Genomic DNA, 14,267 nt, shown 5'->3' with positions numbered 1-14,267 from the left:
CTCATGCTCGGCGACCCGGGGCACGGGTGGCATCACCCGGGCGAGGTGACACGTCAGAGCAGCCCGAACTCACGGGCCCGGCGGACCGCCTCGCCGCGCCGGGTGGCGGCGAGCTTGCGGTAGATGCTCTTGAGGTGCGTCTTCACCGTGTTCACCGACAGATGCAGGTCGGCGGCGATCTCCTCGGTGGACATGAGCTGCGCCAACCGCTCCAGGACGTCCTGCTCGCGCGCGCTGAGCGTTTCCGGACGCGGGCCCACGGCCTCCTCCCGCCCGGGCGCGAGCGTGCCGGTCAGCCAGGCGTGCTCCCGGGTCGGCGCTGGCCGGTGGAGCAGCAGCCGTCTGACCCAGGCCCCGGCGTCCAGGAACGGCCGCCTCAGGTGATGCGGGCGCGCGGCGGCCAGGGCCCTCATCAGCAGGCTCTCGGCGGCGGCGGAGTCGCCGAGCGCGTCGGCGGCCTGCGCACGGGTCAGCAGAACCCATACGTCGATGACGGGTCCGGGGTCGCGGCGCTCGGGGAGTTCGAGTTCGTCGAGGATGCCCAGGGCGCGTTCGCCCTCGCCGGCGGCGACCCGCGCCCGGGCCTCGGCGACCAGGCTCTCCGGGCCGTGGGCCGGCCGGTCCTCGAAGACCTTCACCGCGGCCTTCGGATCGCCGTCGGCCAGATGCGCCGCGGCCATGGCCATCGCGATGCGGTCGCTCACCCACGGGGAGGGCTCGGCGGACACCAATGGCTGCTTCGCCATGTCGTCGAGGGCCAGCAGCGCCGAGCGGGGGTCCCCCTTCGCGAACAGCATCCGGGAACGCAGGATCGCCAGCTCCACGGCCACGACGGGATCGCGGGAGGCGGCGGACGTCGCGGCGGCCCGGTCGAGGTGACCCTGCGCGTCCGCCAGGTCGTCGCGGTCGATGGCCACGGCGGCCAGCACGAGCTGGGCCATCCCGGACCGGTCGGACGCCGGCAGTCCCGAGTGCTCCGCCTCGGCGACCGCGCCCCTGGCGTGCGACTCGGCCCGGCCGGGTCGGCCCTGCAGGAAGTCGATCAGCGCCAGCCTGCTGAGCGCCTCGTGCCGGGCGAAAGCCGTCGAGGGCTCCTGGGGGGAGCGGACGGCGTCGGACAGCGTCGAGCGCGCGGCATCGAAGCGGCCCGCCCACAGCTGCGCCGATCCGAGGTCGGTGAGCATGAGGGCCGTCAGCTCCGGACACTGTTCCAGCCGGTCGGCGGGCAGGGCCCGCTCCGCCTCCGCGGCGGCCTTCGCCGCCAGCTCGGCCAGGTCCGCCGAGCCCGCCACCCGGGCGGCCAGCACCCGCAGCACCGCACAGCTCAGCCGCACCGCGGCCGCGTCGCCGGAGTCGCCGTCGGGCAGGTTCTCCTCCGCACGCCCCAGGTAGGTGACCCCCCGCCCGACGTCGTGATGGGCCAACTCGCGCGCCGCGCGCACCAGATCGGGAGCCGGTCCGGACACCTCCGGCGCCATCCTGGCGAACAGGCGGTCCAGCCGCTGGGCGGACAGCCCCGTCAGCAGCCGGCCGATCGCCAGCCGACCGATGAACTCGTCCGCGGCCAGCTCCCAGTCACCCGCGTCCGCCGCATGCGACAGGGCCTCGTCGAGCAGCCCCGCCCGGCTCAGCCAGTGGGCGGCCGTACGGTGCAGCTCGGGCTCCAGGCCGGGGTGGCGGACGCCCAGATGCACCCGCAGGATCTCGGCGAACAGCGGGTGCAGCCGGTACCAGGAGTGCCCGATGGGCTCGACGAACGCGTTCGCCCGTTGCAGGCCCTCCAGAATCGGCTCGGCGTCGACCCGGCCGGTGAGGGCGTTGGCCAGATCGGGGTGGATCTTCTCCAGGATGCTCGCGCGCAGCAACAGATCCTGGGTCTCGGGCGGGTGGGCGCGGAGCACTTCGCCGAGCAGGAAGTCGGCCACCGTGCTGCGCCCCGGCTCGAACTCCGCCAGGAAGCCCTCCGGGTCGTCGGCGCGCTGCGCGGCCAGGGTGCTCAGCCGCAGTCCCGCCGCCCAGCCTCCGGTGCGCGTGGTCAGCAGGCGCGCGCCCGCGTCCGACAGGGCCAGCCCGTGCCGGTCGGCGAGGGCGGCCGTCTCCGCGGCGCGGAACGCCAGATCGGCGCCCCGGATGTCGACGAGCTCACCGGCGGCCCGATAGCGGTACAGCGGCAGCAGCGGCTCCGTACGGCTGACGACGATCAGGCGCAGGCCGTCGCCCGCATGGCGGAGTACGAACTGCAGTCCGTCGGCCACCTCGGCACATCCGGCGACCCGGTCGAACTCGTCCAGGACGAGGGTCACCGGCCCGTCCCGTCGGTCCAGCCAGGCCGCGACCCGCGCCAGCAGCGAGTGGTCCACCTCGCCGGGGCGGGCGGGGCTGCCGATGTCCGCGGGCAGGGCGATGTCGTGATGCCGGAAGGCATGCAGGACGTAGGTCCAGAACACACCAGGGGCGCTGTCCTCCGGCTCCACCGTCAGCCAGGCGACGTCCCCCGGCTCGCGGGCCGCGACCCAGTCGGCGACCAGCAGGGTCTTGCCGGCTCCCGCGGGCCCGTTGACCAGCGTCAGCGGAGTGCGCAGGCTCTCGGCCAGCTGATCGAGCAGCCGGGCCCTGCGCACGAACGTCCGGGGGACCGTCGGCACGGCGAACCGGGCGGCAAGCACCGGGTCACCGCCCGGGGTCACCGCCCTCATGACGGCATCGCCGTGGCTCCCGTCGGCGGAGCGTGACTTCGTACCCATCACACGCCTCGTGGATGCCCGAGCGACACGACACCCTCAACACCCACCCTCCGATCGTCACCCCGGACCGGCTCGCCCGCAAGCGATCATCCGGGCGGGCAGGAGCCCGGGGAACCTCCAGGCGTCCGGCATCTGGCGCGGCAGTCCCGCAGAGCCGGCCGTTCCGGCTCCCGAGGTCCCGTCTCGGCCGGCTCACGCATCGGTCCGCCGGGTCCGGCCGGCGTTTCACCAGCCCGCGGGACTCCAGCCGGTCAGGCGTCCAGCATCCGCCGCAGCAGGTCCCGCAGAGCCAGCCGTTCCTGGTCCGACAGCCCCGCCAGGGGTTCCCGGGCGAACCGCAGGGAATCGCGCAGGCTGCGGGCCACCCGGCGGCCCTCGTCGGTCGCCGCGGCCAGCTTCACGCGCCGGTCCGCCGGGTCAGGCCGGCGTTCCACCAGCCCGCGGGACTCCAGCCGGTCCACGATGCCGGTCACGTTCGACGGCTCGCAGCGCAGCCGCTGGGCCAGTTTCCGCATCGGCAGTGGTTCCATGGACAGCAGGCTCAGCAGCCGCGCCTGCGCGCCGGTCAGGGCGTGCTCGGCGGCGGCCTCCTCGTACTCCTGGTGATAGCGGGCCACGACCGAGCCGATGAGGTCGACGACTTCCAGGGTCATGTCATCGGGACGGTGGGTCTTCTGCGGAATGGTGGCCATGCTCTCAGGGTACCCCCGTTACTTGACATCCTGAAATATTCAGGAGCATGGTTGTTTCAGGTACTGAAGTAAAAACGTACGCACGGAAAGGCGCACCCCTCCCATGATCAACCGCGAATGGCACCTCCTCTCCCGCCCCGTCGGCTGGCCCAAGCCCGAGGACTTCGCCTTGGTCGAGGCCGCGATGCCGACCCCCGGCGAGGGCCAGGTGCTCGTACGGAACAAGTACCTCTCCGTCGACCCGTACATGCGCGGACGCATGTCGGCGGCCAAGTCCTACGCCGCCCCCTTCGAGCTCGGCAAGGTCATGCAGGGCGGCGCCGTCGGTGAGGTCGTCGAGTCCAAGGCCGAGGGCATCGCCGTCGGCGACCACGTCCTGCACTTCTTCGGATGGCGCGAGTACGCCGCGATGGACGCCAAGAACGCCGTCAAGGTCGACCCGGACGCCGCGCCCCTGTCCACGTATCTCGGCGTCCTCGGCATGACCGGCCTCACCGCCTATGCCGGCCTGCTGCGCACCGCCGTCTTCAAGGAGGGCGACTCCGTCTTCGTGTCCGGCGCCGCGGGTGCCGTCGGCAGCCAGGTCGGGCAGATCGCCAAGCTCAAGGGCGCCTCCCGGGTCATCGGCTCCGCGGGGTCCGACGAGAAGGTCAAGCTCCTCGTGGAGGAGTACGGCTTCGACGCCGCCTTCAACTACAAGAACGGCTCGGTCGCCGAGCAGCTGCGCGAGGCCGCCCCCGACGGCATCGACGTCTACTTCGACAACGTCGGCGGCGACCACCTCGAGGCTGCCATCGGGCAGATCAACCTCCATGGCCGGATCGCCGTCTGCGGCATGATCTCGGTCTACAACAACACCGAGCCCGCCCCGGGCCCCAGGAACCTCGCCCGCCTCATCGCGACCCGCGCCCGCATGGAGGGCCTGCTCGTCGGCGACCACTACGACCTGCAGCCGCAGTTCGTCCAGGAGGTCGGCCCCTGGGTCGCCTCGGGGCAGCTGAAGTACCGCGAGACGTTCGTCGAGGGGATCGAGAACAACCTGGAGGCGTTCCTCGGCGTGCTGCGCGGTGACAACACCGGGAAGATGATCGTCAAGCTGTAGGGATGGCGGGGCCCTGTGCTGGGTTTCCGACATGCGGTAACTTCTTTCCGAAATCCGTCGCGATCGTGGGCGCGAGTCGCGGCGGACCGAGGAGGAAGACACCGCATGTCCATCCAGCAGTCCGAGGTCCTGTACACCGCCGTCGCCACCGCCGAGAACGGCCGCGACGGCCGGGTCGCCACCGACGACGGCAAGCTCGACGTCGTCGTGAACCCGCCCAAGGAGATGGGCGGCAGCGGCGCCGGCACCAACCCGGAGCAGCTCTTCGCGGCCGGGTACAGCGCCTGCTTCCAAGGTGCCCTGGGCGTCGTCGCCCGCCAGGAGCAGGCCGACATCACCGGCTCGACCGTCACTGCGAAGGTCGGCATCGGCAAGAACGACGACGGCTTCGGGATCATCGTGGAGATCTCGGCGGCCATCCCGAACGTCGACACCGCGACGGCCCGCAACCTGCTCGAGAAGGCCCACCAGGTCTGCCCGTACTCGAAGGCGACCCGCGGCAACATCACCGTGACGCTGGTCTGAGCGGTTCGTTCCGTACGGCAGGAGGCCGCACCCCAGGTACACGGGGTGCGGCCTCTGTCGTGCACGCTGCTCAGCTCGCCAGTGCCGCCGAATGAACCGCCCTCACCAACCGCTGGTTCTCCGGTGCCGCCCCGCCCGGGAAGGCGCAGCGGCGGCGGGTGTAGCCGTAGGTGAGGCCGCTGCGGGGGTCGGCGAAGGCCTGGGAGCCGCCGGCGCCGCTGTGGCCGAAGGTGCCGGCGCCCAGGAACGGGTACCAGGTGTCGGCCGTCGCCTGGAAGCCGAGGGCGTACGACTTGTGCGCGCGGGCCACCAGGTCGTACCCGGTCGAGTGGATCTGGCCGACCTCGGCGATGGTGTCCGGCTTGAGCAGTGGCGGCCGTTCGTCCAGCTCGCTGATCGCCGCCGCGTACATGCCGGCGAGCCCGCGCGCGGAGGCGACGCCGCCCGCCGACGCGGGACCGCCTGCGCGCACGGTACGGGAGTTGGGGTAGTCCGCGAGGCCCCCCGGCTCCGGCACATGCGTGTTGAAGGCGATGGACGACAGCGTGTGCGGCCCCTGCGGCACCGAGTCCAGCACCGCCTGCTGCTCCGGCGTCGGGGCCATCGGCTGCGCGGAGCGGTAGCGGTGATCCAACCCCGCGGGCAGTCCGAGGTGGAAGCCCAGGCCGTACGGCGCCCGGACCCGCTCCTCGTACACCTCCTGCAGCGTACGGCCCGTGGCACGGCGGACGACCTCGCCGGTGAGCGCGCCGATGACGAGCGCGTGATAGCCGAAGGCCGTGCCGGGGCGCCAGAACGGCCGCTGGTCGGCGAGGCGTTCGGCGATGGCGCGGTCGTCGGCCAGCTCCTCGTCGGTGAACCCGGCGTCGAGCCCGACCAGCCCGGCCCGGTGGGCGAGCAGATCGCGCAGGGTCAGCGAGCCCTTGCCCTCGGCGCCGAACTCCGGCCAGTAGTACGTCACTTTGCGGTCCGGTTCGAGCGTGCCCTCCTGGATCAGGAGCGCGACCACGAGGTGAGCGGCGCCCTTGCTGGACGAGAACACGCCGTAGAGGGAGTCGGCCTCGCAGCCGTCACCGGCCCACAGGTCGACGACCCTCCGGCCGTGCACGTATGCACACAACTGGCCCTCGTAGTCCGGGAGTTCACCCGACACGAACGCGGCGAACTCCTCACGTACCCGCTCGAAGCCGTCCACTACGGTGCCGTGGATCACTGGTGTCATCCGCTCTCCTCATCTGGTGCCACTGGCCTGCGCCATGCTGAACAATGCCCTGCCGACCTGGGCGAATTCTCCCTTGGGGTGGTCCCGGAAGAGCGGCTCCGTGCCGAACAGCACGGCTCCCGGCCCGCTCACCACCGAAGCCTGCCCCGCCGCGTCCGCCGGCCCGCCGGAGCCGTCCGCCGCGGCCCGCCAGTGCCCGGAGACGAGCGGGTTCCCGGTCGCGTACGCCTGCTCGACCCGCACGTTCGGGCCGAGGCCGGTGAACCACACGGGCGCGTAGACGAAACCGTGGCCCGGAGCGCCGGACATCAGAGTGCTGCCCGAATTCACCACGCGTACTACACCGTTGGCGTCCCCGTTGCCCTCGACCGGCTTCGCCGCCAGCAGGCCCGTCGCCGTGTTGAGCGCGGCACCGGTGGCACCCCGGCCGACCAGCCCGTGACCGTCGAGGAAGGCGTCGAGGGCCGTGCGGGCAGGGGCGGTGAGGTCGCCGTACTCCAACCCCGCCGACACGAACAGCACGTCCACCGACGACCAGTCGAACCCGGCGTTCAGCACGGCCGTCGAGGCCGGAGTGACCTCGAAGTTCATCTCCCGCAACGCGAACAGCTCGCCCGCGGTGACGGCGGCGGCGACACGGGTGCGGTGCAGCGGGGCGGTGCCGGTGAGCTTCGTCGCGTGGAAGGCGACGTCGTGCGCGCGGGCGGCTGCCACGGCCTGCCGCCGCGCCGAGCCCGGCACGATCGCGCTGCCGTCGGCGGCGCGGCGCACCTCGACACCCTGCCGCAGCAGGGCGTTGAGGGCGGCGACCTCGTTCGGGTCGTCGAGCCTCAGCCGGAGGTCACCGCTCGGGGCGACGTACGCGACGGGGGTCGCCGCGCGGACGGGACGCAGGGCAGAGCCGTACGGCATCCGTGGCAGGGTCTCGACCGCCGCGCCCCACAGGCGGCCCAGGCTCCAGCCCGAGATGTCGTACATCGCCGAGACCTCGGCGCTGATGTCCCGCCCGTCCGCGAGCAGCACGTTCGCCAGGCCACGCTTGGGCTGGCGCATGTCGACGACGTACGAGCCCTTGGCGTACGTGCGTCCGCCGAGCCGGAAGGAGTGGGCCGCGCGGCCGACCCGTACGTCGTTGGCCAGGAGGTGGTCGACGAGGCGGGCGGCAGCGGGGGCCGAGCGCTGGGCGCCGGTGCCGGCCGGGATGACGTAGGCCCGGGGGAAGGTGGTCGTGTAGACGTCCTCGGGGCCGATGCCGGGGACGCCCGGGACGGTCTCCTCGGACACCGGCACCTGCGCGGCGCCCGCCGCTCCCCGCCGGAAGACCTCGATCTGGTCGGCGACGAGTGACGCACGCCTTTCCCGGACGAAGTCGAGGGTGGCGCGCAGGGCGGCCCCGGCGACGTCGACGTTGATCGCGGAGCGGCGCCGCAGCTCGGCCTGCGGCAGCGTGTTGTAGGCGTTGTTGTTCACCTGCATCGGGATCTCCACCGTGTGCGCGGCGACCGTGCCGTGGAAGGCCGCGTACTGCGGGGTGAAGATCGGCGGCCAGTCGTCCCAGCCCTCCTCCTGGTCCCGGAAGGGGATCTGCGCCGGTTGGACCCCGTCCTTCTGCGGTGTGTAGCCGAGGCCGTTGACGGCGGACTCCATGCGCAGGGCGTTGGCGTAGGTGTTCTTCAGGAACAGGTCGTACTCGTAGTTCTCGCCGTGCGGGGGAGTGGTGGGCTCGATGAGGGTGCCGTTGACGTAGCCGTGCAGGTCGAGCAGGACGGCCGGCTGCTTGGCGACCATGATCTGCCGCATCGCCCGCGTCTCCGGCTGCGAGGCGGTGACGAAATCCCGGTTCATGTCGAATCCGCCCGCGTTGGCGCGGGTCCCGGCGATCCGGCCGTCCGGGTTGGCGGTGATGTTGAAGTACAGGCGGCTGTGGGACAGGAGGTCGCGCGTCCTGGCGTCCGTGGCGGTGGCGAGCCGCTCGATGAGCTTCAGACCGGCGTCGGTGCCCTCCCACTCGTTGCCGTGGATGTTGTTGTTGAAGAAGACGGGAGCCTTGTAACTCTTCCTGACCTCCGGGGACTTGGCGGCCAGGGCGGGCGCGTTCTCGATGAGCTCGCGCATCCGTGCCTGCGTGCGGGCCTGGCCGGTGGTCTCCGGGGCGGTGACGGTGACGAGGTAGAGCCGGTGTCCGCCCGCCGAACGGCCCGCGATCTCGACGCTCACGCGGTCGCCGAGGGCCTGCAGGGCGTTCAGCTTCGGCGCGATGGCGTGGTACGGGGTGAGGCCGAGCTTGATGGACTTGTCGGCCGGGTTCTCGGGGTCGGGGGTGAGGACCTGCCGGCGCGGGTAGCCGCGGCTGTCGTCGCCGATCGCCGCGGAGGGCGCTTCGGCGGTGCCGAGGGCCCGCTGGGCGGCGCTCGCGGGCGTGCGCGCCGCATTCCGGTCGAGCGCGGCCTCGCGGTGGACCGGGGGGTGGCCCGGGGGTTGGGGATCCGCGACGGCGGTGTGCGGGGTGAGGAGCAGGGAGCCCGCCGTGGTGAGGGCGAGGGCGGTGAGCAGAACAGGCCTTACGGGAACGGGCCTGGCAGGAACGGGTCTCGCGGGAACGGTTCTCGTCGTGCGCACGCGTACCTCCTCGGAACGTCCTGAGATCGGTACGGCGAGGTGTACCTGTTCGACTCAACCGCAACAAGAGGGAGTTGGTGTCACGGATGCCCCGGATGGCCCATGCAGGGGCCGCCGGACGGGGCATGCTGAGAGCGCACCGGCGGCGGCAGGAGGCGAGCAGAGCCCATGGCAACGATCCCTTCGATCCCCAGCAGGGACGACGTACTGCGCATGGCACGCAGCACGACCGACATCACCGGCCAACTCCTCGACACGGCTGGGAACCTCACCCGTATCGCGATCAACACCTTCGACCCGAGGGATGGATCGGGCGCCGAGGTCCTGCGGGTGCTGCGGCAGACCACCGCCGAACTGGCCGAGGCGAGCGCGTCGCCGCAGGCCCAGGAGGCCTTCTACCGCATCGTCGAGACCCTCACCCGCCTCGGCACGAGCGGGGCGCCCCTCGCGGTCCACCCCGTCAGCGAGCCGGCGCAGGCCCTGCTGGCGGCTCTGGGCGACAGCCTGCTGCCGGTGCTGGACGCGGTGGAGCCGGCGGTCGAGGAGTTCGCGACGGCGCTGGGCGAACTGGTCGATGCGACGTCACCGCTGTTGCCGGCGACGGCGGGCCTGGCCGCGGGCGTGCTGCTCGCGCTGACCCCGCTGCTCCGTGCCGCGGCCGACGTCCTGCGCGAGTCGTCTCCCGAACTCCGCCGTATCGCCGACGCGTTGACGGCCGCGCTCGCGCCCCTGATGCCGCTCCAGGTGGCCCTGGCCGAACGGGCGGCCGCCGCCGGCGCGAACGTCGTCCGGGCGACGCTGCCGCCCCTCGCCGACCTCACCGAGGCCGCGGCGGCGACGACGAAGGCGGCGCGTCCGGCGCTGATCGCCGGTGAGGAGTTCCTCGTCGCCGGGCTGGAACGGATACAGCCCCTGCTGCTGTCCGGGGCGTCGGGCGCGGGGCGGGTGGCACGGGCGGTGGCGGTACGGGTGTCGGCGGCGGTGAGCCCGGCGGCCGACCGGGGGGTCGTGGTGGCGGTGACGCCGGGGTGAGCGGCGTCCGGGGACAGCGGTGACCAGGCCCCGAAGGGACCGTGACTGCCATGTGACACGGCCCGACTAGAGTGCGAACCATGCGCGATCTTGGGACCGGGTTCAGGTATCTCCTCAGGGGCCAGCGGTGGGTGGCCCGGCACGGCAAGCAGTACGGCTTCGGGCTGATCCCCGGCCTGATCACCCTGGTGCTCTACGTGGCTGCGCTGGTCGGGCTCGCGCTGTGGGGCGAGGACTTCGTGTCCTGGTCGACGCCGTTCGCCGACGACTGGTCGAGCCCGTGGCAGGGCCTGTTCCGCGGCTTCCTCACCGCCGTCCTGTTCGCGCTGGGCCTGCTCCTCTCGGTCATCACCTTCACGGCTGTCACCCTGCTCATCGGCCAGCCTTTCTACGAGAACCTCTCCGAGAAGGTCGACCGGGACGTCTCTCCTGACGGCACGGCCCCCGAGTCCGGCCTGCCGCTCTGGCGCGAACTGTGGATCTCGGGCCGCGACAGCCTGCGGATCGTCCTGCGCGCCGCCCTCTGGGGCGTCCTGCTCTTCGCCCTCGGCTTCATCCCGGTCATCGGCCAGACGGCCGTCCCGGTGATCGGCGTCTTCGTCACCGGCTTCTTCCTCACCGAGGAACTCACGGCAGTGGCCCTCCAGCGCCGCCGCGTGGACCTCCGCGACCGCCTGACGATGCTCCGCTCCCGCAAGCCCCTGATCTGGGGCTTCGGAGCCCCCCTCGCAGCAGCCTTCCTGGTCCCCTTCGTCGCGGTGTTCCTGATGCCGGGCGCGGTGGCGGGGGCGACGCTGATGGCTCGGGAGCTGATGGGGGAGGAGACGGAGGAGGAGAAGGACGGGGAAGCTGCCGCCCCGTTCGGGGACCGGCCCGCGCGTACCAGCCCGTCCGGCGTTTGAGGACGAGGCCCGTTCAGGGCCGAAGCGGGGGCCTGGGGGCCGCAGGCCCCCAGGGACGCCCGCCCCGACGCCGGGTGCCTACGAAGCCGCCGTCGCGTCCACCGCGGCCGTCACAATCCCCCGCACCTGAGCAATGATGTCCAGCCGGTTCCGCACGAACTCCGGATCCGTCACCGCCCCGGTCGCCGGATCCGTGTTGCCCGCCCCGAACTGCAGCACCGGCGTATGCACATGCCCGCCCGGCAGCGAGTCGTGCAGCCCCAGCCGGTCACGCAGCAGCGTCGCCCGGTAGGCGATCTCGTTGGAGAGGTAGTCCCCGCCGCCCCCGGCCCGCGCGGTGGAGCCCGGCGTCGGCCCGTCCGGCCGTACGACCGCGGTCGTGCCGCCCGCCGGAATCTCGGTCACGCTCGTGTTGTCGTACACGGGGAACCGCCCCGTGTCCGCGGCGACGATCTCCCGGTACGGCAGCGTCGTCGTGGTCCACTGCGGCTGCGAGGCCGGATCGGCGACGGGGATCGTCTCGGTCCGCCCGATGTTGTCGTTGTCCTGGAAGCCGCCCCGCCAGGCCCCGTTGGTCCGCTCGACGTCGAACCGACCGACGCGCCCCTGACTCACGGTCGTGAACAGATCGACCTGCTTCAGATACGGCCGCAGCGCCCGCTCGACCATGCCGTCCGCGAAGTCCTGCCACCGCACCGGGAACACGGCGGTCTCCACCCGGGCCGGTCCCTCCGCCGTCTCGATCACCGCGCCGTCGAGGGCGAGCGCGGTGGCGCCGGACGGGTTGGAGATACGGATGTCCCGGTCGAGCGTGAACGGGTCGAACCCGGTGACGAGGATCCGCTTCATGCCCTTGCCGGCCGCCCCGGCCGTATGGCGCATGTCGTTCTGGCCACGCGAGACCCGCTCCAACGCACCGATGAGAGCACCTCGCTGGGCGTCGCTCAGCCCGAACTCCGGCTCCCACGTCCGCACGTCCCGCGTCATCGACAACCGCGCCCAGTACAACGGCCGATCGTCGTCCCGACTCAGGTCACCGCCTGCCGAACCCCGCCCCTGCGCCCGGTCCACGGCCCTGCGCCACAGCGCCGACCCTTCGCGTGTGACGACCCGGTGCGCCTGCGCGTAGGAGCGCGCGCCGGCCAGGTCGTCGGCGAACTCCGCCGCCACGGCGTCGAATCCGGAGCGCCGCAGGATCTCCTGGGGAACGGCCTTGTCGAGGCGCTGTTCCTCGACGGTCGGCGCGGGGGCGGACCGGGCGGCGGCAGCGGCCCCGGTCGTGGGGGCCGAGAGCCCGGCCAGCAGGGCCACTGAGAGGACGCCGATCCGAACACGTATGGAATTCAAGGGAGTTACGGTCCTTCCGTCACGGTGGGGGGTGAGGCAGACAATGCGTCGTGCGGGACGCCGGAAGTATCGCGTGGCGGGAGGGGACTACGCCATGGCTCACGCCGACACCCCCACCGACACCGCCGCCTCCCGCAGCGCCCCCACGAACGCCGCCACGGCCGGCGCCGGCGACCGCCCCCGAACCGTCGCCGCGTACACGGCCCGCGCCGGCCCGCCCTCGTCCAGCACCGGTACCAGCCGGACGTCGGGGCGCACGGACGCCGCGGCCAGCGCCGGGACCAGCGCCACACCGAGGCCGGCGGCGACGTACCCCTGCTTGGCGGTCCACTCGCCGACGACGTGCGCGACACGCGGCCGGAAGCCCTGCCGCAGGGCCACGTCGAGGAGGGTGCCCTCGGGGCGGGAGCTGCCGGAGATCCATTCGGCGTCGGAGAGTCGGCCGAGTCGGACGGGTCCGCTGCCGGCCAGCGGATGACCGGCGGGGACGGCGACGTACAGGGACTCGTCGAGCAGGTGGTGGAGTTCGTACGCCTCCAGCGGGGCGCGGCCCGTGGTCGAGACGACCGCGAGGTCGAGGTGGCCCGCGGTGAGCCGGTCCAGCAGGGCAGGGGTGAAGCCCTCCTCGCGGGTGACGTGGACGCGTGGGTGCGTGGCGCTGAAGGCGGCCAGCGCCTGCGGCACCAGGCCCGCGTCGGCCGTGGCGAAGGCACCGAACCGCAGCCGTCCGCCCGCCACTTCGCGCAGGGCGGCCAGCTCCCGAACGGCCCCGTGCAACGACTCGGTGACCGCCTCGGCATACGGCACCAGAACCTGCCCGGCCTCGGTGAGCAGCACGCCCCGCGGGAGCCGGTCGAAGAGCGGGGCGCCGCCCAGGGCCCCTTCCAGCGTGGAGATCTGACGGGACACCGCCGACTGCGTCCACCCGAGGGTCCGGGCGGCGCCGGTGAAGGAACCGAGCCGGGCGACCTCCAGGAACGCCCTCAACCACACACTGGAGACCTCGGGGAGTTCATGCTGGGACTCATGCTGATTCGGCATGGCAGCCATGCTGGACATTCGCTTGTCGCATCTCAAGCCCGCGCCTAGCGTCGACGGCATGCAGATCACCGTCGACAACCCGCCCGCCGCGCCCCAGCCCCTGAGCCCGTACTACTCCCAGGTCGCCCGCGTCGAACACGCCGACGGCAGCGCGCTGTTGTTCGTCTCCGGGCAGATCGCCGAGGGCGCCACGGTCGCCGAGCAGACCCGCGGCGTCTTCGAGACCCTCGCCGCCCTGCTGGAGGCCCACGGCGCCACGCTCGCGGACGTCATCAACATCCGCACCTGTCTCACCGACATCGGCACCCTGGACGAATACGGCACCGTAAGGCGGCAGTTCCTCACCGGCACCCCGCCCACCAGCATGACCTTCGAGGTGCCGAGGCTGTTCAGGGCGGAGGCCCGGGTGGAGGTCGAGGTGGTCGCCGCGGTCAGTCCGCGGTCTCGCCCAGCAGGCTGAGGAAGTCCCGGAACGCGCCCGGCATGTCCACCGACTCCGGGTCCAGGAGCCACTGGTACTGCAGCCCGTCCATGACGGCCACCAGCAAGGGCGCCGTACGCTCCGGGGTCAGCCCGTTCGGCAGCCGGTCGCCGTACTCGGCGCGCAGGACCTCCGCCATGGCCGCCCGCACGCGCGTGTACCGCTCGGTGAAGTACTCGCGCGCGGGATGCCCCTCGGTCACGCTCTCGCCGAGCAGCGCCGAGAAGGTCTGGATGATGCCGGGCCGCATCGCGTTGTACTCGACGAGGGAGGCGAGCAGGTCGATCCGCCACCGGGTGTCGGGTACGGCGTCCCACTGGTCCCGCTCCTGGAGCACCGCGACGAGCAGCGCGTCCTTGGTGGGGTAGTGGTGCAGCAGCCCCTGCTGGGTGAGTCCGACCCGCTCGGCCACCGCGGCGAGGCTCGCCCCCCGGTAACCGCGCTCGGCGATCACCTCCAGGGCCGCCCGGACGATCTCGGCGCGGCGCTCCTCGCTTCTGACCCTGGCGTTCATGGCGTCACCGTACGGCATCGTCGTACTCATCATATAACGTCAAGAT

12 protein-coding genes are annotated in these 14,267 nt (G+C 72.4%); 5 read left to right on the top strand and 7 right to left on the bottom strand.

Going from position 1 to position 14,267, the window contains the following annotated elements; genetic code table 11:
- Positions 1–53 precede the first annotated feature (53 nt).
- Positions 54–2,744, bottom strand: coding sequence for a winged helix-turn-helix domain-containing protein (locus ACZ7M7_RS03745; protein WP_472112460.1), 2,691 nt, complete (start codon positions 2,742–2,744; stop codon positions 54–56).
- 251 nt (positions 2,745–2,995) lie between these two features.
- The gene (locus tag ACZ7M7_RS03740) at positions 2,996–3,436 is read right to left on the bottom strand and encodes a MarR family winged helix-turn-helix transcriptional regulator (RefSeq protein ID WP_383595712.1); all 441 of its coding nucleotides are present in this window, start codon (positions 3,434–3,436) and stop codon (positions 2,996–2,998) included.
- 103 nt (positions 3,437–3,539) lie between these two features.
- On the opposite strand from ACZ7M7_RS03740, the gene ACZ7M7_RS03735 reads away from it, so the two are divergent.
- Together ACZ7M7_RS03735 and ACZ7M7_RS03730 are read left to right on the top strand one after the other, a co-directional pair.
- Complete coding sequence (locus ACZ7M7_RS03735; RefSeq protein WP_472112457.1) at positions 3,540–4,538, top strand: NADP-dependent oxidoreductase; 999 nt, start codon at positions 3,540–3,542, stop codon at positions 4,536–4,538.
- 105 nt (positions 4,539–4,643) lie between these two features.
- Positions 4,644–5,063 carry an organic hydroperoxide resistance protein gene (locus ACZ7M7_RS03730; RefSeq protein ID WP_383595717.1) on the top strand — a complete coding sequence of 140 codons (420 nt, stop codon included), beginning with the start codon at positions 4,644–4,646 and terminating at the stop codon, positions 5,061–5,063.
- Between the two features lie 70 nt (positions 5,064–5,133).
- Here ACZ7M7_RS03730 and ACZ7M7_RS03725 read toward each other — a convergent pair whose 3' ends face one another.
- Positions 5,134–6,285, bottom strand: a complete 1,152-nt coding sequence (locus tag ACZ7M7_RS03725; protein ID WP_472112454.1) for a serine hydrolase domain-containing protein — start codon at positions 6,283–6,285, stop codon at positions 5,134–5,136.
- Positions 6,286–6,294: 9 nt separating this feature from the next.
- Positions 6,295–8,904 (bottom strand): M14 family zinc carboxypeptidase, encoded by a 2,610-nt coding sequence (locus ACZ7M7_RS03720; protein ID WP_472112450.1) that lies wholly within the window; start codon positions 8,902–8,904, stop codon positions 6,295–6,297.
- Between the two features lie 168 nt (positions 8,905–9,072).
- Between ACZ7M7_RS03720 and ACZ7M7_RS03715 the strand changes: the two genes are divergently transcribed.
- Together ACZ7M7_RS03715 and ACZ7M7_RS03710 are read left to right on the top strand one after the other, a co-directional pair.
- On the top strand, positions 9,073–9,936 hold the full coding sequence (locus ACZ7M7_RS03715; protein WP_472112447.1) for a hypothetical protein: 864 nt from the start codon (positions 9,073–9,075) through the stop codon (positions 9,934–9,936).
- 80 nt (positions 9,937–10,016) lie between these two features.
- Positions 10,017–10,838: an EI24 domain-containing protein gene (locus tag ACZ7M7_RS03710; protein WP_472112444.1), complete on the top strand. Its 822-nt coding sequence runs from the start codon at positions 10,017–10,019 to the stop codon at positions 10,836–10,838.
- A 78-nt stretch (positions 10,839–10,916) separates the two neighbouring features.
- Here ACZ7M7_RS03710 and ACZ7M7_RS03705 read toward each other — a convergent pair whose 3' ends face one another.
- Both ACZ7M7_RS03705 and ACZ7M7_RS03700 read right to left on the bottom strand, forming a co-directional pair.
- Positions 10,917–12,185 carry a pyroglutamyl-peptidase I gene (locus tag ACZ7M7_RS03705; RefSeq protein WP_472112441.1) on the bottom strand — a complete coding sequence of 423 codons (1,269 nt, stop codon included), beginning with the start codon at positions 12,183–12,185 and terminating at the stop codon, positions 10,917–10,919.
- Between the two features lie 99 nt (positions 12,186–12,284).
- Positions 12,285–13,235 carry a LysR family transcriptional regulator gene (locus tag ACZ7M7_RS03700; RefSeq protein WP_472113897.1) on the bottom strand — a complete coding sequence of 317 codons (951 nt, stop codon included), beginning with the start codon at positions 13,233–13,235 and terminating at the stop codon, positions 12,285–12,287.
- A gap of 49 nt (positions 13,236–13,284) precedes the next feature.
- Here ACZ7M7_RS03700 and ACZ7M7_RS03695 point away from each other — a divergent pair, with 49 nt between their 5' ends.
- Positions 13,285–13,686 (top strand): RidA family protein, encoded by a 402-nt coding sequence (locus tag ACZ7M7_RS03695; RefSeq protein ID WP_383595735.1) that lies wholly within the window; start codon positions 13,285–13,287, stop codon positions 13,684–13,686.
- Here ACZ7M7_RS03695 and ACZ7M7_RS03690 read toward each other — a convergent pair.
- Positions 13,658–14,239 (bottom strand): TetR/AcrR family transcriptional regulator, encoded by a 582-nt coding sequence (locus ACZ7M7_RS03690; protein ID WP_383597602.1) that lies wholly within the window; start codon positions 14,237–14,239, stop codon positions 13,658–13,660. The two genes, ACZ7M7_RS03695 and ACZ7M7_RS03690, sit on opposite strands and share 29 nt — an antisense overlap.
- Between the last annotated feature and the right edge of the window lie 28 nt (positions 14,240–14,267).

This window comes from Streptomyces sp. NPDC111606 (assembly GCF_055656945.1).
Note: the sequence above shows the minus strand (reverse complement) of the source record. Positions and strands in the feature narration are given on the sequence as shown.